The organism is Natronococcus pandeyae (assembly GCF_008122205.1).
GTDB classification, from domain to species: domain Archaea; phylum Halobacteriota; class Halobacteria; order Halobacteriales; family Natrialbaceae; genus Natronococcus; species Natronococcus pandeyae.
Map to the genome: position 1 here is coordinate 77,302 of NZ_PHNJ01000016.1, position 25,838 is coordinate 103,139.

25 protein-coding genes and 1 tRNA gene are annotated in these 25,838 nt (G+C 63.8%); 7 read left to right on the forward strand and 19 right to left on the reverse strand.

What is annotated here, in order from left to right; all coding sequences use genetic code 11:
* Window positions 1-9: 9 nt before the first annotated feature.
* The 5 genes from CV102_RS21390 to cyaB form a co-directional block, all read right to left on the reverse strand.
* Window positions 10-1,188, reverse strand: coding sequence for a tRNA sulfurtransferase (locus CV102_RS21390; RefSeq protein WP_148860057.1), 1,179 nt, complete (start codon window positions 1,186-1,188; stop codon window positions 10-12).
* A gap of 67 nt (window positions 1,189-1,255) precedes the next feature.
* Window positions 1,256-2,146, reverse strand: coding sequence for a dihydrodipicolinate synthase family protein (locus CV102_RS21395; RefSeq protein ID WP_148860058.1), 891 nt, complete (start codon window positions 2,144-2,146; stop codon window positions 1,256-1,258).
* Window positions 2,147-2,230: 84 nt separating this feature from the next.
* The gene (locus tag CV102_RS21400) at window positions 2,231-3,535 is read right to left on the reverse strand and encodes an MFS transporter (protein ID WP_148860059.1); all 1,305 of its coding nucleotides are present in this window, start codon (window positions 3,533-3,535) and stop codon (window positions 2,231-2,233) included.
* A gap of 150 nt (window positions 3,536-3,685) precedes the next feature.
* Entirely contained in the window at window positions 3,686-4,945 is a 1,260-nt protein-coding gene (locus CV102_RS21405; RefSeq protein WP_148860060.1) for a methionine adenosyltransferase, read from the reverse strand.
* 141 nt (window positions 4,946-5,086) lie between these two features.
* Window positions 5,087-5,641, reverse strand: a complete 555-nt coding sequence (cyaB, locus tag CV102_RS21410) for a class IV adenylate cyclase (protein WP_148860061.1) — start codon at window positions 5,639-5,641, stop codon at window positions 5,087-5,089.
* An 88-nt stretch (window positions 5,642-5,729) separates the two neighbouring features.
* Between cyaB and CV102_RS21415 the strand changes: the two genes are divergently transcribed.
* On the forward strand, window positions 5,730-6,692 hold the full coding sequence (locus CV102_RS21415) for an FKBP-type peptidyl-prolyl cis-trans isomerase (protein WP_148860062.1): 963 nt from the start codon (window positions 5,730-5,732) through the stop codon (window positions 6,690-6,692).
* Between the two features lie 407 nt (window positions 6,693-7,099).
* On the opposite strand, the gene CV102_RS21420 is transcribed toward CV102_RS21415, so the two are convergent.
* Window positions 7,100-7,726 (reverse strand): RAD55 family ATPase, encoded by a 627-nt coding sequence (locus CV102_RS21420; RefSeq protein WP_148860063.1) that lies wholly within the window; start codon window positions 7,724-7,726, stop codon window positions 7,100-7,102.
* Between the two features lie 153 nt (window positions 7,727-7,879).
* On the opposite strand from CV102_RS21420, the gene pyrB reads away from it, so the two are divergent.
* The 4 genes from pyrB to CV102_RS21440 all read left to right on the forward strand — a co-directional run bounded on the left by pyrB (window position 7,880) and on the right by CV102_RS21440 (window position 10,970).
* On the forward strand, window positions 7,880-8,815 hold the full coding sequence (gene pyrB / locus CV102_RS21425; RefSeq protein WP_148860064.1) for an aspartate carbamoyltransferase: 936 nt from the start codon (window positions 7,880-7,882) through the stop codon (window positions 8,813-8,815).
* Complete coding sequence (pyrI, locus tag CV102_RS21430; RefSeq protein WP_148860065.1) at window positions 8,808-9,275, forward strand: aspartate carbamoyltransferase regulatory subunit; 468 nt, start codon at window positions 8,808-8,810, stop codon at window positions 9,273-9,275. Before pyrB ends, pyrI begins: the two co-directional genes overlap by 8 nt.
* Window positions 9,276-9,531: 256 nt before the next feature.
* Window positions 9,532-10,371, forward strand: a complete 840-nt coding sequence (locus tag CV102_RS21435; protein ID WP_148860066.1) for a hypothetical protein — start codon at window positions 9,532-9,534, stop codon at window positions 10,369-10,371.
* A gap of 167 nt (window positions 10,372-10,538) precedes the next feature.
* Window positions 10,539-10,970 (forward strand): universal stress protein, encoded by a 432-nt coding sequence (locus CV102_RS21440; RefSeq protein WP_148860067.1) that lies wholly within the window; start codon window positions 10,539-10,541, stop codon window positions 10,968-10,970.
* Between the two features lie 197 nt (window positions 10,971-11,167).
* On the opposite strand, the gene CV102_RS21445 is transcribed toward CV102_RS21440, so the two are convergent.
* From CV102_RS21445 to CV102_RS21460, 4 genes are all read right to left on the reverse strand, one after another.
* Window positions 11,168-11,998: a PRC-barrel domain containing protein gene (locus CV102_RS21445; RefSeq protein ID WP_148860068.1), complete on the reverse strand. Its 831-nt coding sequence runs from the start codon at window positions 11,996-11,998 to the stop codon at window positions 11,168-11,170.
* Window positions 11,999-12,110: 112 nt separating this feature from the next.
* Window positions 12,111-12,878, reverse strand: coding sequence for an enoyl-CoA hydratase/isomerase family protein (locus tag CV102_RS21450; protein ID WP_148860069.1), 768 nt, complete (start codon window positions 12,876-12,878; stop codon window positions 12,111-12,113).
* Between the two features lie 117 nt (window positions 12,879-12,995).
* On the reverse strand, window positions 12,996-13,664 hold the full coding sequence (locus CV102_RS21455; RefSeq protein ID WP_148860070.1) for a helix-turn-helix domain-containing protein: 669 nt from the start codon (window positions 13,662-13,664) through the stop codon (window positions 12,996-12,998).
* A gap of 599 nt (window positions 13,665-14,263) precedes the next feature.
* A tRNA-Lys gene (locus CV102_RS21460) sits at window positions 14,264-14,337 on the reverse strand.
* 159 nt (window positions 14,338-14,496) lie between these two features.
* Here CV102_RS21460 and CV102_RS21465 point away from each other — a divergent pair.
* On the forward strand, window positions 14,497-15,948 hold the full coding sequence (locus CV102_RS21465) for a DHH family phosphoesterase (protein ID WP_148860071.1): 1,452 nt from the start codon (window positions 14,497-14,499) through the stop codon (window positions 15,946-15,948).
* Here CV102_RS21465 and CV102_RS21470 read toward each other — a convergent pair whose 3' ends face one another.
* Window positions 15,949-16,245, reverse strand: coding sequence for a PRC-barrel domain-containing protein (locus tag CV102_RS21470; protein WP_148860072.1), 297 nt, complete (start codon window positions 16,243-16,245; stop codon window positions 15,949-15,951). It lies immediately after the preceding gene.
* A 261-nt stretch (window positions 16,246-16,506) separates the two neighbouring features.
* Between CV102_RS21470 and CV102_RS27085 the strand changes: the two genes are divergently transcribed.
* Window positions 16,507-16,629, forward strand: coding sequence for a hypothetical protein (locus CV102_RS27085; RefSeq protein WP_267903139.1), 123 nt, complete (start codon window positions 16,507-16,509; stop codon window positions 16,627-16,629).
* Between the two features lie 520 nt (window positions 16,630-17,149).
* On the opposite strand, the gene CV102_RS21475 is transcribed toward CV102_RS27085, so the two are convergent.
* The 8 genes from CV102_RS21475 to CV102_RS21510 form a co-directional block, all read right to left on the reverse strand.
* On the reverse strand, window positions 17,150-18,262 hold the full coding sequence (locus CV102_RS21475) for a phosphotransacetylase family protein (RefSeq protein ID WP_148860073.1): 1,113 nt from the start codon (window positions 18,260-18,262) through the stop codon (window positions 17,150-17,152).
* Window positions 18,259-20,355: an acetate--CoA ligase family protein gene (locus CV102_RS21480; protein WP_148860074.1), complete on the reverse strand. Its 2,097-nt coding sequence runs from the start codon at window positions 20,353-20,355 to the stop codon at window positions 18,259-18,261. The genes CV102_RS21475 and CV102_RS21480 overlap by 4 nt, the downstream gene beginning before the upstream one ends.
* Before the next feature lie 78 nt (window positions 20,356-20,433).
* Entirely contained in the window at window positions 20,434-21,450 is a 1,017-nt protein-coding gene (locus CV102_RS21485) for a metal ABC transporter permease (protein WP_148860075.1), read from the reverse strand.
* The gene (locus CV102_RS21490) at window positions 21,450-22,190 is read right to left on the reverse strand and encodes a metal ABC transporter ATP-binding protein (RefSeq protein WP_148860076.1); all 741 of its coding nucleotides are present in this window, start codon (window positions 22,188-22,190) and stop codon (window positions 21,450-21,452) included. The genes CV102_RS21485 and CV102_RS21490 overlap by 1 nt, the downstream gene beginning before the upstream one ends.
* Window positions 22,191-22,270: 80 nt before the next feature.
* Complete coding sequence (locus CV102_RS21495) at window positions 22,271-23,659, reverse strand: metal ABC transporter solute-binding protein, Zn/Mn family (RefSeq protein ID WP_148860077.1); 1,389 nt, start codon at window positions 23,657-23,659, stop codon at window positions 22,271-22,273.
* Window positions 23,660-23,861: 202 nt separating this feature from the next.
* On the reverse strand, window positions 23,862-24,578 hold the full coding sequence (locus CV102_RS21500; RefSeq protein WP_148860078.1) for a hypothetical protein: 717 nt from the start codon (window positions 24,576-24,578) through the stop codon (window positions 23,862-23,864).
* A 208-nt stretch (window positions 24,579-24,786) separates the two neighbouring features.
* Window positions 24,787-25,263, reverse strand: a complete 477-nt coding sequence (locus CV102_RS21505; protein ID WP_148860079.1) for a YbaK/EbsC family protein — start codon at window positions 25,261-25,263, stop codon at window positions 24,787-24,789.
* Between the two features lie 145 nt (window positions 25,264-25,408).
* On the reverse strand, window positions 25,409-25,819 hold the full coding sequence (locus CV102_RS21510) for a hypothetical protein (protein ID WP_148860080.1): 411 nt from the start codon (window positions 25,817-25,819) through the stop codon (window positions 25,409-25,411).
* Window positions 25,820-25,838: the final 19 nt, after the last annotated feature.

The window sequence follows — 25,838 nt, forward strand, 5'->3', positions numbered from 1 at the left end:
GGCGGCCCGCTACGGCTCGACCAGTTCGGCGTTTCTCGCGGCCTCCTCGGCCCGCTCGAGCAGGTCGTCGGGTTCGACCTCGAGCAGCGGCTCGAGTCTGGCGTTTGTCTCGGCGCGGTCGGGCGCGACGCGGTTGCAGCCGGCGTCGACCGTCGAGTCGGTGAACGTGCCGATTTCGCGGGCTCTGGCGACGATTTCGTGTTTATCTCGGGTGAGCAGCGGCCGGTGGATCGGCAGACGAGTGACGCGGCTGGTGATGCCGAGATTCTGGACGGTCTGGCTCGATTTCTGGCCGACGGCCTCGCCCGTCACGATGCCGTGAGCGTCGACGCGGTCGGCGAGCACTTCGGCGGCCCGGTAAAAAAAGCGACGCATCGAGAGCATTCGGCCCTCCTCCATCGTTTCGACGAGTACGGAGAGCGTCTCGCCGCCGGGAATCTTGTAGACCTGCATGTCGAAGTTCGGGGCGTACTGCGAGAGGATGCGGACGGTCTCCATCGCGCGCGCCTCGTGGTCGATGCCGCCGAACGGTCCGAGATCGACGTACACCGGCACGACCGGGCTCCCGCGTTTCATCATCTCGTAGGCGGCGACCGGCGAGTCGATCCCGCCGCTGATCAGCGCGATCACGGGCTCCTGTGCGCCGAGGGGCAGACCGCCCGGTCCCGAGCGCTTCTCGAGGTAGATGAACGAGCCCTCCTCTCTGACCTCGATCCCGAACGTGATATCGGGGTCGTCGAGGTCGACTTCGGGTTCGAACTCGTCCTCGACGGCCTCCCAGATGGCCGTCCCACCCTCGCGTGCGATGTCCTCGCTATTGTAAGGAAGGCGCTTGTCGGCCCGTCGGGCATCGATGGCGAAGGCGCCGCCGTCGTAGCAGGCCCGAGCCGTCTCCACGAGGGCCTCGAGGATCGCGTCCATCTCGGTGCTGACGGTGAGACACGGGCTCGCGGAGACGACGCCGAAGGCGTCGGCTGCCGCGGTCGTCGCGTCCTCGACCGCGTCCTCGGTCGTGTGGATCAGCGGCCGGTTCCACCGGCGTTCGACCTCACCGGGGATCGACCGGTCCGCGAGGAGGGCCTCGAGATTCTCGGCGAGGAGTCCCTCCATGTACCGCTTGACGGTGTTGCTCTTGGTGTTGACGTCCCCGTGACGGAGGAGGACGGTGTCGGCTCCTGGAGGGTGCATGCATCGGTATAGATAACTCTGGGTATAAGGGGGTTACGAGCCAGGGATCGCGCGGTCCGGGCGAAACTCAGCGCCCGGCGACCTCGAGGGTCGCCTCGACTGCGGCACCGATCTCGTCGGCCCCCGCGTCGTCGACCGGGACCAGCGGCGGGCGAACGTCGTCGGCGGAGAGCACGCCGCGGTGGACGAGCCCCGCCTTCGTCGCCTGGGCGAAGCCGTGGGACGCACACAGCTCGAACAGCGGCGCGATAGCGTCGGCCTGAATCTCCCGGCCGCGGTCGGCTTCCGCTTCCTCGACCATCTCCTGGAACGTTCCGGGAACGACGTTCGACAACGCGTTGATCCCGCCGTCGCCGCCCATCCGGAGCGACGGAACCACCAGCGAGTCGTAGCCCATCAGACACAGGAACTCGTCGGGAGTCTGCCTGAGGATCGATTGAAAGTACGAGAGGTCCCCGCTCGAGTCCTTGATCCCGACGAACCGGTCGTGCTCGGCGACGGCAGCGACCGTCTCGGGTTCGATGCGCTGGCCCGTATACTGCGGAATGTTGTACAGCAACAGCGGAATCGACGTGGCCTCGAGGACGGCCTCGAAGAACTGACGGTTCCCCGCCGGTGCGTTCGCCGGAGTGAAGTACGGCGGCACCAACGCGGCGGCGTCGGCCCCGACCGCGGCGGCGTTCTCGACGTGAGCGACGGTTTCGTCGACGCTCGTCGCACCCGCACAGGCGACGACCGGGCCCTCGGCGTGCTCGACGGTCAGTTCGATCACGCGCCGGCGTTCTTCGGGAGCAAGACTCGGGAACTCGCCGGACGTCCCGCAGGCGAAAATCCCGTCGATTCCGCCCTCCTGGAGGTGCTCGAGCAGGTCGACGAGTGCGGACTCGTCGATCGATCCGTCGTCGAACGGCGTCACGGTCGGACACGTGATACCACGGAGCGCGTTCCGGAGGTCCATAGTGGAGGCACCGTCTCTCGGGGCAAAGCCGTTGTCATCGCGGCGAGGCCGTCGCGGTTTCGCGGAGAGACGGGCTGCGGTCGTCTAGATCGCCGACTCCTCGACGGTCGGACTCAGACTCCCGGTGTGGGAGTAGACGCCGGCGACCAGGATCACACCGGCCAGCAGCGGGATGATCGCGCTGAGCGCGTACATCGCCTGGAACCCGACCACCTCGGCGAACGGCAGCGCGACCAGCGGACCGAGTCCGCCACCGACGTCGCCGAGGACGTTGTTCGTCCCCATCGCCCGTCCCATCCGTTCTTCGACCGTGAGATCGGCGAGCAACGCGGTCAGTGGGCCGCCGATGCCGCCCTGTCCCGCCCCGATCAGCGCACACGCGAGCACGACGTACCAGAACGAGGGCGCCAGCGTGAGGACCCCGAAGCCGACACAGGCCGTCACCAGAAAGAGGACCAGAACGGGCATACGAGCGCCGACGGAGTCGCTCAGCACGCCGCCGGAGATCGTGAAGATCGCTCCTGCGAGGACGGAGACCGCCATCAACACGCCCGAAGTTCCCTGTTCGCCGTACTCGATTCCGTAGCCGAACATCGTCGTCGAGATCGTGAGCGCCTCGGCCTGCAAGTAGAGCACCAGCGTCGAGAACAGCACGCCGATGTACGCGAAGTAGAGCCCGAAGTTGACCAGCCCGACGGTGAGCGCGGGCAGCGTTAGCTCGAGATCCCACGGTTTGACCGAGGAATCCGACCCCTCGACGTGAGTTTCGGGAACGACGAAGTAGGCGATGATACTCGCGAGTCCGGCGAACGCGGCGGCGAGGACGAACGCCTCGGCGTTGCCGTACGTCTCGCTGACGAGTCCCCCGAGCACGAGTCCCGCGGGGAAGCCGAACGTAATCCCCGCCCGGACGATGCCCATGCTCGTGCCGCGCGAACCTGAGTCGCTGACGTCGGCCGTGATCGTGTACGCGGTCGCGAACACGAGCGCGCTGCCGATTCCCCACAGAACCCGGGCGAGGACGAACCAGGCTTCGGGAGCGTCCGGCAGGAACCACATCGATGGATGCGACGCGAGGAGCGCGACCACGTAGCCAAAGGTCGCGACGCCCTCGATCGCCAGCCCGGCGATGAACGGTTTCCGGGTCCCGATCCGGTCGACGAGGACGCCGGCGGGCGCGTTCGCAACCAGCCGGGTCCACCGGTTGGCCGCGAGGATGACGCCGACCATGAACGCCGAGATGCCGAGCACCTCCCCGAGGTTCGGCAGGATCGGAAAGATGACGCCGCCGCCGAAACCGACGAAGAAGGTACTCGCGACGACGGCGACGACGACTGAACGGGAGGACACGTCGAGCGGTTCGCTCGGGTCAGATTCGGACGAGGACATTCCAGTATTTCGATTCGTAATACGGTATGCGGGATCGGCTCTTGATTATTCCGAAGTCAGGGGATCGTGCCGGTACTTTCGTCCGACTGCCGACCGATCAGCGACGCTCCGACCCGAAAACGAGCAGGACTCGAGAGCGATCGACCGCGATCAGAACGTCGTGAGTTCGCCGTCGATGACCTGTCGCGTGATCTCGGTGACGTTGCCGAGTTCCTCGTCGACGATGGCCTCGACGTCGGCCTCGACGTCCTCGAGCGAGACCCCCTCGTGGGTGACGACGTGGACGTCGGCGACGTGTGGCTCGTCGATCGGGCGACCGATCTGAGAGAGCAGGCGGACGCGAAGGTCGCGAATGCCGTCGACGTCGGCGACGACCGAGTCGGCGATCGACGTCGAGAGCAGGTTGTAGATCTTCCCGATGTGGTTGACCGGGTTCTTTCCGCTCGTTGCTTCCATCGACATCGACCGGTTGGGCGTGATGAGACCGTTCGCGCGGTTACCACGGCCGACGGAGCCGTCGTCACCCTGCTCGGCGGAGGTGCCGGTGACGGTGAGGTAGATCGAGCCCTCCTCGTAGTCGTCGGCGGTGTTGACGTAGACGTTGACGTCGCGGTCGGTGTGTTCGTTCGCGACCTCCGTGACGAACTCGCGGACGGACTCGACGGCGTCGATGTACTCGTCGAGGTCGGCGATGTACTCGTCGATCATCGCCGCGGCGACGGTGACGTCGATCGTGTCCCCCTCGCGCTTGCCCATGATCTTCACGTCGGGGCCGAGTTCCGGGTTGGTCGCGGCGTACTCGCCGTTCAGTCGCCGCTCGGCCTCGAGGACGATCTGTTCGGTCTCGGTCAGCGGCGCGTGGCCGACGCCGAAACTCGTGTCGTTGGCCATCGGGATGCCCACCGGGCTGGACGACTCCTCGCCGCTCGCCGGATCCGAGTCGTCCGCGTCAGATTCCTCGTCCTCGCCGAAGACGTCCTGAAGGTCGCCACTGCCTTCCCCGAGTTTGACGTCGACGATGATGTCCTCGCCGTACTCGAGCTGGGGAATCGTCTCCTCCAGGTATTCGCGGGCGGCCCGCAGCGCGATCGTCTCCGTCGGGATCGTTTGCCCCTCGTACCGCTTGGTCGCGCGGCCGACGATCAGCAGGTAGATCGGATCGACGACCTCGCCGCCGCCGAACGCGGGGGCGGCCTCGCCGGCGACCAGCTGAGTCTCGTCGGTGTTGAAGTGCAGTACCTCACCGACGCGGTCGATATACTCGCGTGCCAGCGCGCCGGCAACGCTCTCGGCGACGCCGTCGCAGATCGAATCCGGATGACCGATTCCCTTTCGCTCGACGATTTCGACCTCCTGATCTTCGACTGCCTGCCGGTCGATCGGCTCGACCCGGATATTCCGTTCGCTCATATCGGGGATAGATGGTTCGAGGTTCTATAACTTCCGGAAACAAATCTGGACAGAAAATACCCCGTGGTAATCTCACTCGCCGGCTGGTTCGCGATCCGATCCAGGTCGACGGGACGCGGTAAACGGACGCGACGTCGAGACTCAGTCGTCCGACCGGGACTCGAGCAGGAGCCCGAGATACGACGTTCGAAGTTGATCGCTCGGCTCGAGTCCGATCCGCTCGAGTACCTCGTACGCACCCTCTCGCGCCGACTCGAGGCCGGATTCGTCCTCGACCTCGGTCTCGACCTCGACGTACTCGCCGACGCCGTCGACCGAATCGAGCGTGATCGTGTACCCCTCGAACGCGAACCGCTCGCGATCCTTGCGAACCGTCGCGGCGGCGTCGAAGCCGAGTTTCGTCAGGATAGCGTCGACCGTTTCACCGTCCCCGACGGCGGTCTCGATCTCCTCGCGCGTCTTCGACTCGTCGTCGACGAGCGGTCCCTTGTAGGTGAGACGCGTCACTTCGTCCCCCCTTTCGGGGCGCTCGGACCGGATACGGAGCGCTTCGTCGGTCTCCGGAAACGACCGGTGTGGCGCGTCGTAGTAGGTGTCGGCCTGGACGACGGCGTCCGTGGACGTTGCCCCGAGTTCGTCCAGCCGGTTGCGGACGCGCTCGAGATCGGCGGGTACCTTGATCTCGACCTCGTACATAGGTTCCGGAAGGGCGACCGCTCGTAAGTATCGGTCGTTCTCGGGGAAAAACGTCGTCCTTAAATGTAGACAGGGGGACGTACAACGTATGACCGAGGAACAGGAGGCCGAACTCGATGACCAGGCCGATGACGTCGACGAGAACACAGACGATGACGCCGAAGCCGAGGGGCTTCAGGCCGGCGATTTCGTAACGCTCGCCTACACGGCGTACACCGTCGAAGACGAACAGCTGGTCGACACGACCGACCCCGAGGTAGCCGAAGAAGAGGGTGTCGACGACCAGGCAGAGGAGTTCGAGCCGCGGACGCTCGTGCTCGGCGAGGGTCACATCTTCGACGAAGTCGAAGAAGAGATCATCGGCAGCGAGGTCGGCGACTCCGGCACCGTGACGATTTCCGCCGAGAACGCCTTCGGCGAGTACGATCCGGACGACGTCCAGACCGTCAGCGCCGAGAAGATCGACGAGGACGACCGCTACCCCGGTGCGAACGTCCAGATCGACGGGAAACAGGGCTACATCAGCACGATCGTCGGCGGTCGCGCCCGCGTCGACTTCAACCACCCGCTCGCGGGTGAGGACGTCGAGTACGAGTACGAGATCGTCGAGGAAGTCGACGACGTCGAACAGCAGGCCGCCGGTCTGTTCGAGATGTACCTCGGGATGGAGCCCGACCTCTGGATCGAGACCGACGAAGTCGAGGAAGAGGTCCCCGTCGAACCCGACGAGGACGAGGAAGACGCCGAGCCCGAATTCGAGACGGAAGTCGTCGAGAAGGAGACGCTCTACCTCGAGGCCACGCCACAGATGACGATGAACCAGCAGTGGATGATGGGCAAACAGCAGATCGGTCAGGACGTCATCGACAAGCTGGGCGTCGACCGAGTCATCGTCCAGGAGATCATCGACGGCATGGGCGACATGGGCATGCCCGGTATGATGGGCGGCATGGGCGGTGCAGGCGGCGAAGGCGACATCGAGGAAGCCCTCGAGGACGCCGACATCGACGCGGACGAGATCGTCGAAGAGCTCGAAGGCGCCGAAGAGTAACGACGCCGCGTTTTCGCTTTTTATCCTCCGAGAGCCGCCGGTGAGAGCGGTCTACGTGTTTTGCCCGTCCGAGCAGCCACTACCGGGTGGAACGAAAGGGGCTTCCCGTCTCGACGAACCCGGGCGAAGCAAGCACCGGAGCGACCAGCGGGAGCGAGGAGCGTGGTTCGAGAGAGCTTCGCTCTCTCGTCGTCAAGCGAAACCGAAGGTTTCGCGGAGATCGCGAATTCTGGCGGGACGTTGTCCCGCTGACCTCGGGGGAGCTTCGCTCCCGCTTAGCTTCGATTCGCTCACTCACGAAAGGCGCGGAGCGCCTTTCGAACGACAGCGAGACCCGGGAGTCGAGACGGAGGGGGCTTTCAGGACGGTTGTAGCGGTACTGTACTCACGGTTGGTAATAAAATCGACTAGGCGATGTCGCGGCTCGTGTCGATCGCAACTTCTTCGGTCAGTTCGAGTTTGATCGCCTCGGTCGGCTGCTTTCCGCTGCGGAACTTCGGAATAGAGAGGTGGTTCTCGAGTTCGTTTCCGGTGATTCCGGTTCGGAGATCGAAGACCGCGTCCGCGGCGTGATGGGTTCGCATCCTGTTCGCCGGAACGCTCTCTCCCTTCAGGCAGTGCAATACCGCGATACCGTCAGTCTCGAGCATTCTCGTCTTGAGATCGTTGAGGAAGCTGACGTACTCGTCGGCGTCGGCCCGCTCGAGGACGTCGGCCGTGTCGACGATGAGGTTCGCCCCGTCCGGGAGCGCCCCGACGAACCGCGTGGCTTCCTCGAGTGGCGCGTCGCCCGTCACGTGTCGGACCGTCGGGCTGCCGACCGTCGACGGTGAATGTTCGAGTGCGTGACGAATCGCTTCGGTGGACCGCTCGGTCGTCAGATAGAGCGTTCCGCGCGCAGCGGTCAGTTCGTACAGCAGAAGCTCGGACTGGCTCGCCGGATCGGCCGTGAACGCGACGATGCAGCCCGGTGGCACACCCCCGTCGAGCTTCCGATCGAGCACGTCAACCCCCGTCTTCAGCCGACCCACCATACGATTGTGACCATTTGTAACAGACTCTGTATAATTCTTTGCTTTCCGTAAATTTAGACTCGTAGACATGTTTTCGTCGTCGGCCGATCGCGTCCGGAATAGGCTTCGACGAATGGGGAGATTCAAGAGGGCTGCAGATGCCAGTTCCAACAGATGCGCCACGATCACGTCATCACGAGCAAACAACTCTCGCGGTCGGACATCGAGACCGTCCTCGACCGGGCGGCCGAGATCCGCGACGATCCCACGGCCGTCGCGGACCGTCACGCGGGGGCGTTGCTCGGCCTGCTCTTTTTCGAGCCGAGCACGCGGACGAAGATGAGCTTCGAGACCGCGATGAAGCGACTCGGCGGCGACGTCGTCGACATGGGATCCGTCGAGTCCTCGAGCGTAAAGAAGGGGGAGACGCTCGCCGACACGGTGCGGGTCATCGAGGGGTACGCCGATGCGCTCGTCCTGCGCCACCCGAAACAGGGCGCGGCGACGATGGCGAGCGAGTTCGTCGACGTCCCACTCTTGAACGCCGGTGACGGGGCGGGACAGCACCCGACACAGACGCTCCTCGACCTCTACACGATCCGGGAGAACGCCGGACTCGAGGATCTGACGATCGGTATCATGGGCGACCTGAAGTACGGCCGGACCGTCCACTCGCTGGCGTACGCGCTCTCGAACTTCGACGCGCACCAGCACTTCATTAGCCCGGAGAGCCTCCGGCTCCCCCGGGAGGTCGTCTACGATCTCCACCAGGAACAGGAACGGGCCCAGGTCCGCGAGCACGAATCGCTCGAGGAGATCCTGCCGTCGCTGGACGTGCTCTACGTCACCCGAATCCAGCGCGAACGATTCCCCGACGAGACGGAGTACCAGAAGATCGCCGGCGAGTACCAGATCGGCGTCGACACGCTCGAGGCGGCGAGCGACGATCTAACCGTCATGCATCCGCTGCCGAGAGTCGACGAGATCGCTCCCGAGGTCGACGAGACGGAACACGCAGCCTACTTCGAACAGGCACACAACGGTGTTCCGGTCCGGATGGCACTCCTCGACTTGCTCCTGGGCGACGAGGGAGGTGAAGACGATGAGTGACGACGGCGACCACAAACTGCGCGTCAGCAAGATCCGGAGCGGAACGGTCATCGATCACGTTCCCGGCGGCCAGGCGTTGAACGTCCTCGCGATCCTCGGGATCGACGGCAGCAAGGGCGAGGAGATCTCCGTCGGGATGAACGTCCCGTCGGATCGATTCGCACGGAAGGACATCGTGAAAGTCGAGGGCCGAGAACTGAGTCAGGACGAGGTCGACGTGCTCTCGCTGATCGCACCCGACGCGACGATCAATATCGTCCGGGATTACGACGTCATCGAGAAACACCGCGTCGAGCGTCCCGACGTCGTCGAGGGCGTGCTCTCCTGTCCCAACGCAGGCTGTATCTCGACGGGCGACGAACCGGTCAGTTCGACGTTCGAAGTGTTCGACGACGCCGTGCGCTGTTCGTACTGCGGGACGATCGTCCGCGAAGAGATCGCGTCGCTGATCGACACCTGAGTGGGCGTCGGTCAGACGTTCCGTCCCCGAAGCATTTCCCGTTGTGAAGAATTTCAGAATTGATAAATGGGTCCCCCTCGACTATCCGAGTGGATATGTCACGCGCTGTCAAAATCCTGATCGCCATGTTCGTCATCGTCGCCCTCTGGAAGGTCGTCTTCAGCGGCCCTTCGGACGTCGAGTACGAGTACGAACCGGAATCGCAGTAACGCCCAGTTCCGAACGGCTTACGAGTGCGGCGCCGTACAGTTTTCGTATGTACGGCGTCGTCACGCGTAACGCGGAAGAGGTACGCTGGCCGGAGTTCGACCGCGGCTTCTACGAGGTCAAAGACGTCACCGGTCGGTCTGCCGAACCGATCGAGGACGCGGTGAACATGGTGTCCTGTTTCGGCGACAACGCCGCCGCCGACGCCGATCCATCGCTCGTCCCGGTCGACGACCTCGGCCGTCCGGCGACCCGGGATCGGAAGTACTTCGACTGGGCGTACGTCTGTCCCTCCCGGGAGGACTACCGCGAGGGGCTGTTCGAGATCATCGACGACTGCACCGAGGCGAACGAAGACGTTCGGCTGGACGACATCGGTTTCCCGCGGGCCGAGTACTGTCGCTGCGGAATCTGCGAGCAGAACTTCGAGGAGAGCGACTACGAGGATCGCTTCGAGTGGCGCGCGAACGTTATCACCGAGTTCGTCGAGGAAGCCGTCGATCACGTCCCCGGTCGCGTCTACATGACGCTCTATCCGGATCCCTATCCCGGCCACCTCTACGAGCGGGCCGGTATCGACCTCGAGGCGCTCGAGGAGTACGTCGACGAGTTCGTCGTTCCCCTGTACGACACGGCCTACGAGACGACCTACTGGCTCGAGACGATCGCGAAAGGGTTCGAGAGCGCCCTCGAAACACCGTTCAGCATCGAACTGTACGCCGTCAACGTCGACATCGACAACCTGATTCACGCGACGGAGGTCGCGGAGGCCTACGGGAAGGACGTCTTCTTCGGCTACGAGGCGTCGAACGCGCGGGCCGCACTGCGACGCCGACGGGCGGACGACCGCGAGGGCGTCACACACGGCGAACCCGACGGCGACGCCTGATTCGATCAGCCGCCGGGTGACGTCGTCGCGGCGATTCGGCCGATCGTCCGACGACACCGGTTGAATCGAGTCGTTTTCGACGAGACGACGATGGTATCTCTCGAGAGCTCTCGTCCATTGGTACCGTCGAACATACACTTTTGGTTCTTCGCTCCGAATCGCCGGCCGTGTACGACCGCATCCTGCTCCCGACCGACGGCGGCGCACCCGCAGAGCAGGCGCTCGAGAACGCACTCGATCTCGCCGAGCAGTACGACGCGGAGTTGCATCTGCTCAACGTCGTCGATACGACGGTCTTCGCCGGCGAGGTCGAGACCGGACCGGTCGTCGAGCAGTTCGAGCAGACGGGAACGACGACCGTCGAAACCCTCGTCGAAGCGGTCCGCGAACGAGGACACGATCGAGTCGTCGGCGACGTCGTGCACGGACGTCCCCACACCGGGATTCTCTCGTACGTCGAAAAGAACGACATCGATCTGATCGTGATGGGGACGCGCGGACGGACGGGCCTCGACCGGTATCTGCTCGGGAGCGTGACGGAGAAGGTCGTCCGGCTATCGGACGTGCCGGTGTTGACGGTTCGTCACAAATCGGAGTAAGTGTGCGGTGGTGGCGCCAGACGGCGAGAACGGACAGCGAACGCGGTACCGGGAGGACGAGGGCTGTTTTTACCGAGTGAGTGTCTCTCCAGAGAGATCCGGCTGTCGTCCGGACCCGCAGTTGAACGGTGTCTGGCCGCCAAAAAACCCAGAATTTGAACCGTAGTCGACTGACGTCGAGCCCCTGGAGGACGGCGTTACCGAGTGTCGTCGTCCAGGAGGTCGTCGTCATCGTCGTCGCCGAGGAGATCGTCGTCGTCATCGGTGAGGCCGTCGTCGTCGTCACCGATCAGGTCGTCATCGTCGTCACCGACACGGTTGTCGTCGTCTCTGATGAGATCGTCGTCGTCATCGCCAATCAGATCGTCATCGTCGTCGCCGATCAGATCGTCGTCATCATCGCCAACGCGGGTATCGTCGTCGTCACCGATCAGATCGTCATCGTCGTCGCCGATGAGATCGTCGTCGTCGTCGGTGAGGCCGTCGTCGTCGTCACCGATCAGATCGTCATCGTCGTCGGTGAGGCCGTCATCGTCGTCACCAATAAGGTCGTCATCGTCGTCGCCGATCAGATCGTCGTCATCATCGCCAACGCGGGTATCGTCGTCGTCACCGATCAGATCGTCATCGTCGTCGGTAAGACCATCGTCGTCGTCACCGATGAGGTCGTCATCGTCGTCACCGATCAGATCGTCGTCTTCTGTACCAGCATCTCGAGTGGTTTCGGTACCGGCCGCTCCAGCACCGGCACCCGCACTGGCACCGGTACCTGTCGTACCGCTGGACTCGAGGTCGTGCTGAAGGTGGACCTCGTCGCTGGTTACTTCGGCGACTGCCTGCTCCTGGAGGGGGTACGCGTCACCGTCTGTGTCTCCCCATCCGAGTTTCGCCTTGATCGTATCCGTAATCCCGGGGTCGGGTTCGACGTGTGCGGTGCCGTGTTCGACTTCCGCAACGATCCCGACCTCTTCTCCCTCTGCGTTAACAACGGACTTGCCGATGTCGTCGTCGGTAAACTCTGGGGTCATTACGATTTGAAATACGGCAAAGAGCCGTACAATGGTGTTGCTTGCGGTGGCTTGCGATTCGAATAACAGACGAAGTGGCTTTCGTCGAACGGCATCGAACCGCGTTCGGCCACTACTCGTTGAACTCGGGGTCCCGACCCTCGAGGAACGCGGCGACGCCCTCCTCGTGAGAGTCGGAGGAACGCGCCTGGACCTGGAGCATGTTCTCGTAGTCCAGCGCTTCGTTCCAGTGACGGCCCATGTTCTCGTGGAGTGCCTGTTTCGTCATCCCGATGACGTCGGTGGGTCGACGACCGAGTCGATCGACGGTATCACCCACCCGGTCGTCCAGTTCGTCGGCGGGAACGGTCTCGTTGACCAGATCCAGGTCGGCCGCCCGGTCGGCGTCGAAGAACTCCCCGGTGAACGCGAGTTTCTTCGCCGCTCGCAGGCCGATGATGTGGGGCAGCATGAACGTCCCGCCGGTGTCCGGGATGAGTCCGACTCTGACGAACGCACAGGAGAACGTCGCGTCCTCGGCCGCGTAGGCGATGTCTGAGAGGGCGACGATCGCCAGCCCCGCACCGACGGCGTCGCCGTTTACTCTCGCGACGATCGGGACGGGACACTCGAGCATCGCCTCGACGACACGGCCGAACGTCTCGGTGACTTCGTCGTAGGACTTTCGCGGGGCGGCGGGCTCTTCGGTCATCGCTTCGATGTCACCGCCGGCGCTGAAGGCGTCTCCCTCGCCGGTGATCGTGATGGCGTGGTATTCCTCTGGGTCGGCGTTCTCGACCGTCTCGGCCAGTTCCGTGGCGATCTCTCGAGTGATCGCGTTGAGTACACCTGGACGATCGAACCTGATCTCGAGGACGTCGTCCTCGCTGTCGATGTGCATAGCTTGAGCACATCGTTCACGGCTAATAATGGTACTTGGTTCGCGACTGCCGAATCGCTCCTTGTATCGACGACTGCGAAAACAGTGAGCTGACCGATAGCGGACTGAGGGCGGACGTTAGTCGGATGGGACCGGTGGAGCAGTCGTCTCCTCCTCGGCCACGTTGAGTTCGGAGGTGACCAGCGCGCGGTAGGCCCGGCGGAGGCGCTCCGAGAGCGCCTGGTGGGAGATGCCGAGTTCCTCGGAGAGTTCCTGCATCGAGACCTCGCGCGGGATCTCGAAGTAGCCGTGGTCGATCGCCGCGACCAGCGTCTCGTACTGGCGCTGGGTGAGTCCACACTGAGAGTGGGACTCGTCCGCGACGTCGAACAGGCGGACGATCGTCGGCGTGATGTCGCGATCCATGAGCTCGTCGTAGAGCGAACTGACGTCCTCACGATCGAGAACGCGAACGCTCAGCAGCCAGGAGCCGTCCGAGGCCGACGCGCTCAGGACGGTTCCACCCTCCTCGAGGACGAGTTCGAAGACGTCGACCGTCTCCGGATCGAACTCGATGTCGAACAGCCAGCGATCCTCGTCGCTGCTGATCAGCGAGTATTCTTCGACTGCGGAGGCATCCGACAGCGCCTCCTCGATCTCGGCCCGGGATGGGCCGGAAAGCCAGAGACCGTGGCCGCTCGAGGCGATAACACGCTCCATCTCGCACGTAAGCGATGGAACTGCTTCGAACAACTCCGCCAGTCCGGTTCCGTCGCCCGGGATTTCAAGGTCCGCGATCGATGTCATAGTTCTCACTTACGGGTACAGTAGGAAACGCAATAACCCCACTTCCAAAGTGATTTGCAACCGCGATAGTGACTCTCAATTTCTACAGATATTTCATTCTCTTCACCTATGAAGAACTGAAGTGATTTGGTTATGATCGATCAAATTCGTGGTAGAGAGTGCCTTACGGGACAGTAGACCGGGTTTTCGATCGCGTCCAGTCTCGGTCGGTTCGTCGCTCGAGGGCTCGAAGAGACCTCACGTACTATGACCCGTCTGTTTCCGATCGTAGTTCTCGCCCTGCTCGTCGTCGAAAAGCGGACTGAGTGAGATTGTGAACGATAGTAGCCACTGAACGTCAGTGCACACCCGATCGCACGACGGGAGCGCGGTTCGGGGGAAGCGGCGCAAGCGAGAACCGCGGACAGTGCGATCAGTGGGTGAATCGTTTCAGTTGGTACTATAGCCGGGATGTTCCTGCTCGTTCGCTTCGCTTACGGCGCGGTCGTCGACGCTCTGTGCGACTGCTCGAGGGATCGAAGATTCCTCGTTGGCTGTGACTCGTCTACTTCGAATCGTTATAGCCGCTTTGCTCCACACGAAAATGTTCGTCGCAAAAGCGGGCCGGGCGCGATTTGAACACGCGACCGTCTGATTAAGAGTCAGACGCTCTGCCGGACTGAGCTACCGGCCCTGTACCTGCGACTTTCGGGTGTGGACAAATATACGTTTCCCTTAGCAGGCGTCGTGTGAATGGTCGTCAAACCGCCCGCAGCCGTGTCTCCTACGTTCATTGACCTAATGTGCCAATGTTCGGGACCGTTAAGTACGGTCGGTTCGACCACACTGTCACATGAGTACGGGGGTTACGATCTCGTCCATCTCGGATTACGCGATTCTCGGCTGCGGGAGCGTGGGGTACGCCGTCGCCGAGGAACTCGTCGAGCAGGGGAAGGACGTCGTCATTATCGACCGCGATGAGAGCCGCGTCGAATCCCTGCGCGATCAGGACTTAGACGCTCGAACCGCCGACATCCGCGAACCCGAGGCCGCCGACCTCGTCGCCGAGCGCGACGTCGTCTTGATCCTCGCCTCCGACGTCGAGGCGAACAAGAAGGCGGTCGAGCACATCCGTTCCAGGAACGACGAGAGCCAGTTCCTCGTCGCGCGTGCGAGCGATCCGGTCTCCGGTGACGAACTCTCCGGACTCGGCACGGATATCGTCATCAATCCGTCCTCCGTCATCGCGGAGTCAGCACTTCGCGCCCTCGAGTCCGGCGAACTCGAGTACAACGCCGGGAAACTCTCCCAGCTGGTCGAGGAGACGGACTCGCGGCTGGGCATCCTGACCCAGGACAGTCCCGATCCGGACTCGATCGCCAGCGCGGCCGCGCTGCAGGCGATCGCCGACCACCTCGACATCGAGTCGGACATCATCTACCTGGGCGACGTCGGCCACCAGGAGAACCGCGCGTTCGTCAACCTCCTGGGTATCGACCTCGTCCAGTGGGACGAGATCGAGGACCACTCGGTGTACGACACCGTCGCGCTCGTCGATCACGCGACGTCCGCCGAAATGAATCTCACGGTCGACATCATCATCGACCACCACGAGGCCGAGGAGATCCACGATCCTGACTTCGTCGACATCCGACCGAACATGTCCTCGACGTCGACGATCATGACGAAGTACATCCAGGAGTTCGACATGAACGTTTCCGAGGAGGTCGCCACGGCACTCCTCTACGGGATCCGCGCGGAGACCCTCGATTTCAAACGCGACACGACTCCCGCCGACCTCACTGCCGCAGCCTATCTCTACCCCTTCGCGAACCACGACACCTTGGAGCAGGTCGAGTCGCCGTCGATGTCGCCCGAGACGCTAGACGTCCTCGCGGAGGCGATCACCAATCGGGACGTCCAGGGGAGTCACCTCGTCTCGAACGCCGGCTTCGTCCGGGACCGAGAGGCGCTCACCCAGGCCGCGAGTCACCTCCTCGATCTCGAGGGCGTGACGACGACCGCCGTCTTCGGAATCGCCGACGAGACGATCTTCCTCGCGGGCCGCTCGAAGGACATCCGTATCAACATCGGGAAGGTGTTAGCCGACGCCTACGGCGAGATCGGCGAGACTGCGGGCCACTCGACGCAGGCCAGTGCGGAGATTCCGCTGGGGATCTTCACCGGAATCGAGATCTCGGAGGATACCCGCGACACGCTGCTCGAGCTCACCGAAGAGGCGGTCAAGCGAACGCTGTTCGACGCGATGGGCGTCGACGGCAGCGAAGGATCGAACGGGAACTGATCAGGCGACGATCTCGTCTTCCTCTTCTTCGTCCGGTTCGCGAACGCGCTCGATGACGTCGTTGACGAGGATTACGTCGCCGACGGATCGGACCCAGCGGTAGGGCACGATGACGCCCTGTCCGATCTTGGCCTCTTCGCTGAACAGTTCGGAGTTCAGGTTGCCGAGCGCGAGTCCCTGAATCGTCTCGCTGTCGACGTTCAACTGGAGGTCTTCGACTTCGCCAACGAAAACGCCGTTGTTCGAGTACACCTCGCGACCGACGAGAGAAGTAATTTCCTGGTGTGTGTCGTCCATACCAGCAGTCATGTGTGGGTGACTCTTAATTCTTGGTCAGACGCGATCTACACGAATTCGAGACTATCTTCATATATGATTGGTTCTCTGGCGTGTAACTGCTCACACCGGCTCTCTATCGAAAGACGGCTACCGAGCGCGCCCAGATCGCCTCGAGTCGCTCTCTCATCCACTCGAGCGCAACGACGGTCGACTGCCGGCGATCTGCGAGCAATGTCTCGACGGCGGCACTCGGCGGGACGACGGCGACCGAGATCCGTCGTGGATCGCGTCACGGTACGCGTCGATGACACGGTGTCGAACGTCTGGGACGACCGCACGGTGAGCGTCGACGGTCGCGAGCAGTTTCTCGAGCGCACGTTCGGCTCGATCCGCTTCGCGTGAGTACCGTGCCGTGTCGAACCGAGGGGGTCGCTCGCGGATGTAAGTACGACCTCACACCCCTCCAGAAACCGTGAATCGAGCGATACGTTCGGCGCTATCGGCGCGAAAAGTTGACTCGCACTGGCAGTGGCGGGAAGACGAGCCGCAAGTTTATCGAACTCCTCGAGTGCGAGTGCCCCGGCAACCAAACTGGACGAAAGGATCGATCGGTGAGGGGACTCGGCAGATCGGACCGATTATCATCGTCTATATAAATCACAAAAAGATTTAAATATAATTAGGCAGCAGATGAGTGTTCGTTCGGGGAATGAGAGTATAGTAGTGGCCATCGATAGGTGAACTGCCGGGGTGCCTCTGACATCCGGCAGGTTTCGGGAGGAGTGGTGTGCCCGGATCACTCCTCTCGAGCACGTTTTCGGTCCGACTGCGTGCCACGAAAATCGACGAGGGCTGCCCATCCTCTCGAGACCGCGTTTTCCAGGGAAGACAGGTCGACATCGACGAACGGCTGTCGACGTCCTTACTTCAGTATCGCATCGACAGCCGCGTGATCGGCGAGCAACGCCTCCATTCGGTCGACCGCCTCCGCGTCCCGAGTGCGCCCACTTCGGACGACGTCTTCCGCGCGCTCGACCGTCGTCAGCGTGTCCGTCTGTACCGAGAGGATCGGGACGTCCTTCTCGGTGGCCTGTCCCACGATTGCGCCGGACGGCCGGTGGCCGCCCGTAAGGATGAGACAGCGGACGCCCGGCGCCTCGAGCGCGGCGGTGTGGATCTCGGCCCGGTCGCCGCCGGTGATGACCGCGGCGTCTTTCGTGCGACGGAAGTGTCGCAGCGCGCTGTCGGCACCCATCGCGCCGACGGTGAATCGTTCGACGTAGGCGTCGGCGCCCTCCTCGACGAGCATCGACGCGCCCAGTTCGTCCGCCAGATCGGCGACCGTCACGCCCGAGAGCGTCCGCTCGCTCGGGAGCACGCCGTGGACCGGGATGTCTCGACCCTCGAGGAATGGGACGACGTCCGTCTCGAGTTGATCGTACGCCGCGTCGGGGACGTCGTTGAAGATGACGCCGGCCAGCCGGTCGCCGAATGTTTCGGCGGCCGCGAGCACGTCGTCGACGTCGCCGGGAACCTCGTAGGGGGCGACCAGCAGCACGCGCGCGTCGAGCAGGGTCGCGAGGTCGGCGTCGGTGAGGTCGACGATGCCGCCCACGTCGTACCGGCCTCCGCCCTCGAGGAACATCCGGTCGTGATCGGCCGCGAGTTCCTCGAACGCCTCCCGGACGCGCGCACTGAGCTCGTCCGAATCCTCGCGGCCGCGAATCGCCTGCTCGATGAACGTCGGTGAGTAGACGACCGGCTCGAGGTCGTGCATCTCGGCCTCGAGGTCGAGCAGTTCGCGAGCGAGCATCGGATCCTCGTCTAAGGTCTTCCCGACGTTGCTCTGGAGGCGGGTCCCCTTCGGTTTCATGTAGCCGACGCTGTCGCCGCCCTCCCGGGCGAGGCGCGCGAGCGCCAGCGTGATCGCCGTCTTGCCGGTGCTCTCCTCGAGCGAACTGACGAGGAGGGTGTCGGCGTCGGTCGCGGTCTTGTCGGTCGATTCGATCTCCGTGTCGGTGTCGGTGTCAGTCATAGTTCCTCCGTGTCGACGGTGAGTCTGAGGTCGATTGCCTGTACGCCGTCCGGGCCGGCGACGAGCGGGTTCACGTCGAGTTCGAGGATCGACGGGAAGTCCGTCACCAGCTGTGAGAGCCGCTGGATCGTCTCGACGACGGCCTCCACGTCAGCCGGTTCGCGACCGCGGGCACCGCGCAGCAGCGGCGCCGCCTTGATCTCGTCGACCATCTCGCGGGCCTCTCCCTCGCCGAGGGGTGCGACCCGAACCGAGGTGTCCTCGAGGATCTCGACGAAGATGCCGCCGAGGCCGAACAGGAGCAGCGGGCCGAACTGTGGGTCGCGGTTCATGCCGACGATCGTCTCCGTCGACTCGTCTATGTCGAGCATCTCCTGGACCTGGACGCCGAGGATCGTCGCGTCGGGCTGGTAGTTGCGCGCTCGCGCGACGACGTCCTCGTAGGCGTCGTACACGTCCTCGTCGGAAACGCCGACTTTGACGCCGCCGATGTCGCTCTTGTGGCTGATGTCGGGGCTGACGATCTTCATCACGACGTCGCCCTCGATCGATTCGGCGACGTCGCGGGCCCGATCGGGATCGTCGACGATCTCGCCGGTCGGCGTCGGGATCCCGTAAGCCTCGAGTAAGTCCATCGACTCGACGCCGAGGCGGTTGTCGTCGCGGTTACGGGCGCGCGATAAAATTTCGCGGGCGCGCTCGCGGTCGACGTCGAACTCGGTCGGCTCGTCGATCGTCCGTTCGCGCACGTCGCGGTATTGGGCCAGCGCGCCCAGCCCCGCGACGGCACGGGAGGGGTCGAAGTAGTTCGGGATGCCGAACTCCCGCAGGACCTCCTCGGCGGCCCGCGCGCGGTCGCCGCCCATCAGGCAGGTGACGACGGGTTTCTCGTACTCCTCGCGTTTCTCGATCACCACCTCGGCGAGTTTGTCGTATTTGAGCACCGCCGTTGGGGCGCTGACGACGACCGCGCTGCCAACGTTCGGGTCGTCGAGTGCGATGTCGAGCGCCTCGCGGAAGCGCTCGACGTCGGCGTCGCCGATGGCGTCGATCGGGTTGTAGACGTTTGCCTCGTCGGGCATCGCCGCCGCGAGTTCGTCGATCGTCTCGTCGGTGAAGTTCGCCATCTCGAGCGTCGAGTCGCCGACTGCGTCGGTGGTCAACACGCCGGGACCGCCGGCATTGGTTACGACGGCGACGCCGTCGGTGTCGGGTTCGGGCAGTCCCGAGAGGGCCCGCGCGTAGTCGAACAACTGCTGGACCGACGTGGCGCGGATCACGCCCGCTTGCTCGAGACCCGCCTCGTAGGCCCGTTCGCTGCCGGCGATCGCACCAGTGTGCGAGGACGCAGCCTGCGCACCGGCGTCGGTACGCCCGGACTTGACGAGGACGATCGGCGTGTCGTCGGTCACGTCGCGGGCCGCTTGCAAGAACCCCTGACCGTCGTCGATGTCCTCGAGGTAGCCGATGATGACGTCCGTCTCCGGATCGTCGCCCCACTCGCGGACGAAATCCGTTTCGTCAAGGACGGTCTTGTTTCCGAGCGAGACGACGTCCTGGAAGCCGATCCCCTGCTCGTTGGCCCAGTCGAGGACGGCCGTGATGAACGCGCCCGACTGACTCATGAAGGAGATCGATCCCTCGAGGGCGTTTTCGGGCCCGAACGTGGCGTTCATCTCGACCGGGGTCGACATCACGCCCAGGCTGTTCGGGCCGACGACGTTGAGATCGTACTCCGCGGCGATCTCGCGGAGCCGTCGCTCGCGCTCGGCTCCCTCGCCGCCCGTCTCGGAGAAGCCGGCGGTGATGACGACGACGTCGTCGGTTCCCGCCCTGGCGACGTCCTCGATCGCGTCGATCACGACGCTGGGCGGGACGACGATCAATGCGAGATCGATCGGCGGCGCGCTCTTCACGTCCTGATAACACTCGAGTCCGAGGACCTCGTCGCGGTTAGGGTTGATCGGAATCACCTCGCCTGCGAAATCGCCTTGCAGGTTCTCGAGGATTGCCCGACCGACGGCTCCCTCGCGATCGGTGGCGCCGACCACGGCGACGGTCTCGGGTGCAAAGAGGTCAGATAACCGTCCCATCGACCGAAAGTTAGCAGAGGAGAGGGTTAAACGTATAGCGTGCTCCCGCAGCCCGGGAATGGACCTACACGCCGCGAGCTAGTGCATCGAAATCGCGGTTCCGGATCGGCTGGAGAAGAGAAGCGCCAGCAGGTAGATCCCGATCGCCACGACGACGATCGAGCCGCCGGGCGGCAGCCCCTGCGAGATCGCGAACGCGAAGCCACCGAGGATCGACGCCTGGCCGAACAGGATCGAGAGCGAGAGCGTCTCCCGAAAGCCGTGTGCGACCTCCGAGGCGGCCGCGACAGGGATCACCAACATCGCGGCGACGAGGATCACGCCGAGGATCTGCATCGCGCCGACGACGACGACGGCCGTCATCACGATCAACAGCGTATTGTACCAGGTCACGTTGAGCCGAGCGACGCGAGCGGCCTGCTCGTCGAACGTGATGAACAGCAACTGCTTGTACGTCAGCGCGACGACGCCGACGACGACGACGGTGAGAACTGCGACCATCCGCGCGCCTTCAGCAGGGATTACGGCGGCGCTACCGAACAGGTAGTCCTCGATGCTGACGCCCGAGAACCCGCCGCGGCCGTAGCTGATGATGAGCGTCCCGACGGCGAAGCTGCCGGTGAGCATGATCGCGATCGGGACGTCGCCGTACGTGTTGGTTCGCTCGGCCAAAAACTGGACGAGCAAGGCGCCGATCACGCCGACGACGAGGGCGGCGATCAGCAGCGAGCCGTCCCACTCGGTCGTCGCGCTGAACAGCAGGCCGATGGCGACGCCCGCGAAGGCGGTGTGGGCCAGCGTTTCGCCGATCAGCGCCATCTCTCGGTGGACGAGATAGGTGCCGACCAGCGGTGCGGCGATCCCGATGAGCACGCCCGTCGCGATCGAGCGCAGCATAAACGAGTAGCTGAAGACGCTCGTTCCGAGGAGGTGGTCGAGCCACATCCCAACGACCATGAACTGGTCGTAGAGCATCCCCGCGTAGGGGTACTCCTGGAGCCACTCGAGTGCGAGAAAGCCGATCATCACGACCGCCAACAGTCCCGTGAGTGCGATCCCGACTCGCTCGAGGCTGCGTCTGGTGCCGTGGTGCATCAGTGGTGGTGGTGGACGACCTGGCCGGTCGATCCGTACGCCTGCTCTAGGGCGTCGCTTTCGACGAACGATTCCGTATCTCCGTGGTGGTACACTTCCTGGTTGATGCAGGTGATCCGATCCGCGCGATCGGTGACGACGCCGATGTCGTGTTCGATCAGGACGATCGTGATTCCGGCGTCGTTCAGCGAATCCAGCAATCGATAAAACGCGTCGCGGGACTCGGCGTCGACGCCGACGGTCGGCTCGTCGAGCGCCAACAGATCCGCCTCGGACGCGAGGGCTCGGGCGATGTACGCCCGCTGTCGCTGTCCGCCCGAGAGCTGGTTGACCCGTCGATCGGCGAGATTGGTAATGCCGACGGTCTCCATGGCGTCGTCGACGATTTCGGCGTCGGTGTCCGTTAGCCGCGAGTGGCCGGCGTGGGCGAACCGTCCCATCGTGACGGCCTCGCGGACGGTGACCGGCATCGTTCCGCCGCGGCTCGTGGCCTTCTGAGAGACGTAGCCGATGCGGCTTCCCTGGTCGAACTCCTCGACCGGCTGGCCGAACAGCTCGATCGTTCCGCTATCGGGTTCGTGCAAGCCGAGCATCAGGTGCAGCAGGGTCGTCTTTCCGGATCCGTTCGGGCCGACCAGTCCGAGAAAGTCGCCTTCCTCGATCGTCAGCGAGACGTCTCGAACGGCGACGGTCTCGCCGTACGCGAACGTCACATTCTGGATGTCGACGATCGGGGTCACAGTAGCTTCACCCACGTCTCGAACGCGGATATTCTTATGTCTTCCATTTCGGCGGCCGGATGCGTCCGAATCTTCCACGCTCATTCGGCACCGAGTGCCTGCGAGAACGATGGTACGTTGATTTCCTCCATCTGTTCGATCCAGCCGTAGCCCTGTTCGTTCCACTCCTGGGTCGTCCCCTCAGCCGCCGTGATCGGTGCGGAGTCGGTCGCGTCGGTTTCGTCGAGGAGCACGTCGACCATCTGCGGAACGTCGTCGTCCGGGTTCTGCGTCTCGAACGGATCGTAGAGGATCGTGTCGATGTCGTGTTCCTCGACGACGCCGATCAGTTCGGAAATGTCCTCGCTCGATTCGACCGCGTCGGGGGAGACGCCGACCGGCGTGTGAAGCTCGAAGCCGTAGCGCTCCTCGATGTACTGGAACGAGTCGTGGCCCGCTATGACGGCGACCTCTCGAGTCGCGTTCTCGGCGAGTTCCTCGAACTGCTGGTCGACCTCGGCCATCCGTTCGGTGTACTCGGCCGCGTTCTCTTCGTACAGCTCTGCGTTGTCCGGATCGAGTTCGCCGAGTCCGGTTGCGATCGTCTCGACCATCTCCTGGGCGAGGACCGGATCGACCCAGACGTGGGGATCCGCAAACTCCGCCGATTCGTCCTCCTCGGACTCCTCGACGACTGCGACGGAGGCGTTGTCCTCGCTCGTATCCCAGACGGTCTCGTCGTCGACGACGAGTTCGAAAATGATCATCGTCCGTCCGGTTTCGGCCCCGTGTAACTCGACGTGGTCGCCCTGCGGTTCGATCTCGAGGACGTCCGGATCCGCACCGTCGGCGATCCGGGCCTCGAGCCGGAACGGTTCGTCCTCGCCGAGCGGCAGCACGCGGCCCTGTTCGTCCTCGAAGACGCCCTCGATCGCGACGTGCTGGTCGAGGACGACGTCGGGAACGCCGCCGTGCCAGTGACTGCCGTGCCAGTAGCCGACCTCTTCGCCCGTCCGGCGGTCGTAAATTTCGAACTCCGCAACCTGGACCTCCGCGGGGTCGTCGTCGTACTCGTCCTCGGGTTCGCGGTCGTCGTCGCCGCCGCGGTCCACCGGCAGGAGTTGGCTCTCGAGTCCCTCGAGAGCGTCGATCAGCGCAACGTCCTCGGCCTCGAGGTCGGCGGCGACGTCCTGTGCCCAGGCGAACTCGGGGCTGTCGAGATAAATGAACACTTGTGACTCCGCAATCTCGCGCTGGAGATCGACCGGCGGCTCCCACCCGTGGCCCATCTCTCCGGTTTCGATCGGGTTCTCGATCTCCATCTCGTCGCCGACGACGTGGGTTGACCAGTCGGCGAGTGCGAAGAACGAAGCGTAACCGTCCTCTCCCCCACCGCTGTCACCGTCGGGTTCGCTCAGACAGCCGGCGAGGGCACCCAGCGCGAGCGCCCCTGCACCGGACCGCAGAACTGCACGGCGTGAATGAGTCATACAGGAGAGTACGAGCGTGCGGATAAAAGAGTTATTATCTAAAATGGTCGAGTTAATAACTCGTGGCACTCACCGGCGGCGTGATAGCAACTCGGAGGGCGAAAACGAATCGTCGGTATCAGCACGGGCGAGAAACGATACCGCCACGGCAGAAAGCGAAGCGAGAAGGGATCACGGCAGCTTGACGGAGACGACCGCGTTTTCAGTGGTCGTCGTCGTGATGATCGTCGTCGTCGTGGTGATCATCGTCGTGATGGTCATCATCGTGATGGTCGTCATCGTGGTGATCATCGTCGTGATGGTCGTCATCGTGACCGTGGTCGTGATCGTCGTCAGCGTGGTTCTCTTCCTCGTCGTACTCTTCGACGACTTCGGTCTCGAGTTCGGGCGAGTCCCAGTCCGAGTGATCGTCGTGCCAGATCTGGACGATGATCTCGGTGATACCCGCCGATTCGCCGGTCAGATCGAGGTGGTCGCCGTGCGATTCGATCTCGACGTTCTCCTCGGCGCCCTCGACGACGGTCGCCTCGAGCTGGTACTCTTCGTCCTCGCCGAAGACGATCTCTTCGCCGTCGGCATCCTCCGCGTGAACCTCGACCGAGAGGGAATCTTCGAGCGGAACGTACAGCGGACCGTGGTCCCAGTGATCGTCGTGGACGTACGCTAGCAGTTCGTCCGCGTCACGGTCGAGCAGTTCGAACGTTTCGACGTCCATGTGCTCGTCGTCGTGACCGTGGTCATCGTCGTCGTGGTCGTCATCATGAGCGTGGTCATCGTCGTGGTCATCGTCGTGACCGTCGTCACCGCCAGCCTCGTCGTCACCGTCCTCGCCGAGACAACCGGCGATACCGAGTGCCGCGAGGGAACCGGACGCTGCGAGCAGCTTTCGGCGGGTCGAACGGGTGGAATTAGCCGTCATTGTTAGATACCATCCGTAAAGTGCGAGTGGTTAGTAATGAAGTTGACGATTTTATTAACCACCGCGCGTCGACTGAGACGGACCGATTGCTGGCCCGAAACGGCTCGATGGCGCGACGGGTCGTTTCGACGAGGTGATCCGATACTCGAGGGTACCCTCGGCTCGTAAGAAGGGGCCTCCACGCCGGTGGCCGTTCGGAAACAGATTCTCACTCTGCGACGGACGCCGGCTCCGCGTCGGCGTACCGTCGCAACGTCTCGGGATCGATCGGAAAGACCGCTTCCGGCGTTCCCGCGGCCGCCCAGACGGTGTCGAACTCGAGCAGCGTCTCGTCGACGACGACGGGAACCGACTCCTCGTGACAGAACGGCGGCACGCCGCCGATCGACCAGCCGAGCGCCTCCTTGATCCGTTCGGGTGAAGCCATGGTCACCTCGGCGGCCGGCACGTCGAAGACGGCACCCAGGGCGGGTTCGCTGACTCGGTTCGCACCGCTGGTGACCGAGACGACGAGCGAGCCGTCGACCTCGAAGACCAGTGAGCTGGCGATCTGGGCGACGTCGCAGCCGACGGCGTCGGCGGCGTCCGCCGCAGTTTTCGTCCCGTCGGAGAACTCCTCGACGTCCGGATCGAAGTCGTACTCCTCGCGGGCCCGTTCGGCGAACGTCGCTGCACGCGGATGCATATCCGAGTTCTCAGATCCGGAGGACAAAAAGCCGTCGGGCGTTGTTCGGTTGCGTTCGGAGTGCGAGATTCGACAACCGCACCGGTCGAAATCCCTCAGAAACGCACCGGAACACCGTCGGGAGGCCGAGCGCCGGACCCATCGATCACTCGAGGGCGATGTCGACGGCGACCCCGTCGAGCCGACGGTAGGCGGGGACCGGATCGCGGACGACCTCGAACGTGTCGAGTCGGATCACGAGCCGTCCGGGGTCGATCGTGGCCCGAAGAACGGGTCCGCGACTCGTCACGATGACGTACGGGGGCGCGGGGACGGGCCGTGCCGGGAGTTCAGATCCGGCGGCGTCGACCGCGTCGGCGAGGAGATGCGGCAACTGCTCGAGCAGGCCGTTCGATCCGAGTGCCGCTCGCAGTGGAACGACGACGCGGTCGGGATTCGTCGTTCGGGACGTATCCCAGGGCTCGGCGACCTTGTCGGCACAGTCGTTGACACCCGCGACGAGCGGCCGCCACTCGTGCTGAATACGGCGGCGTGCCGCCCGAACTGGATGGGACACGACGCGAACTGGAACGGGT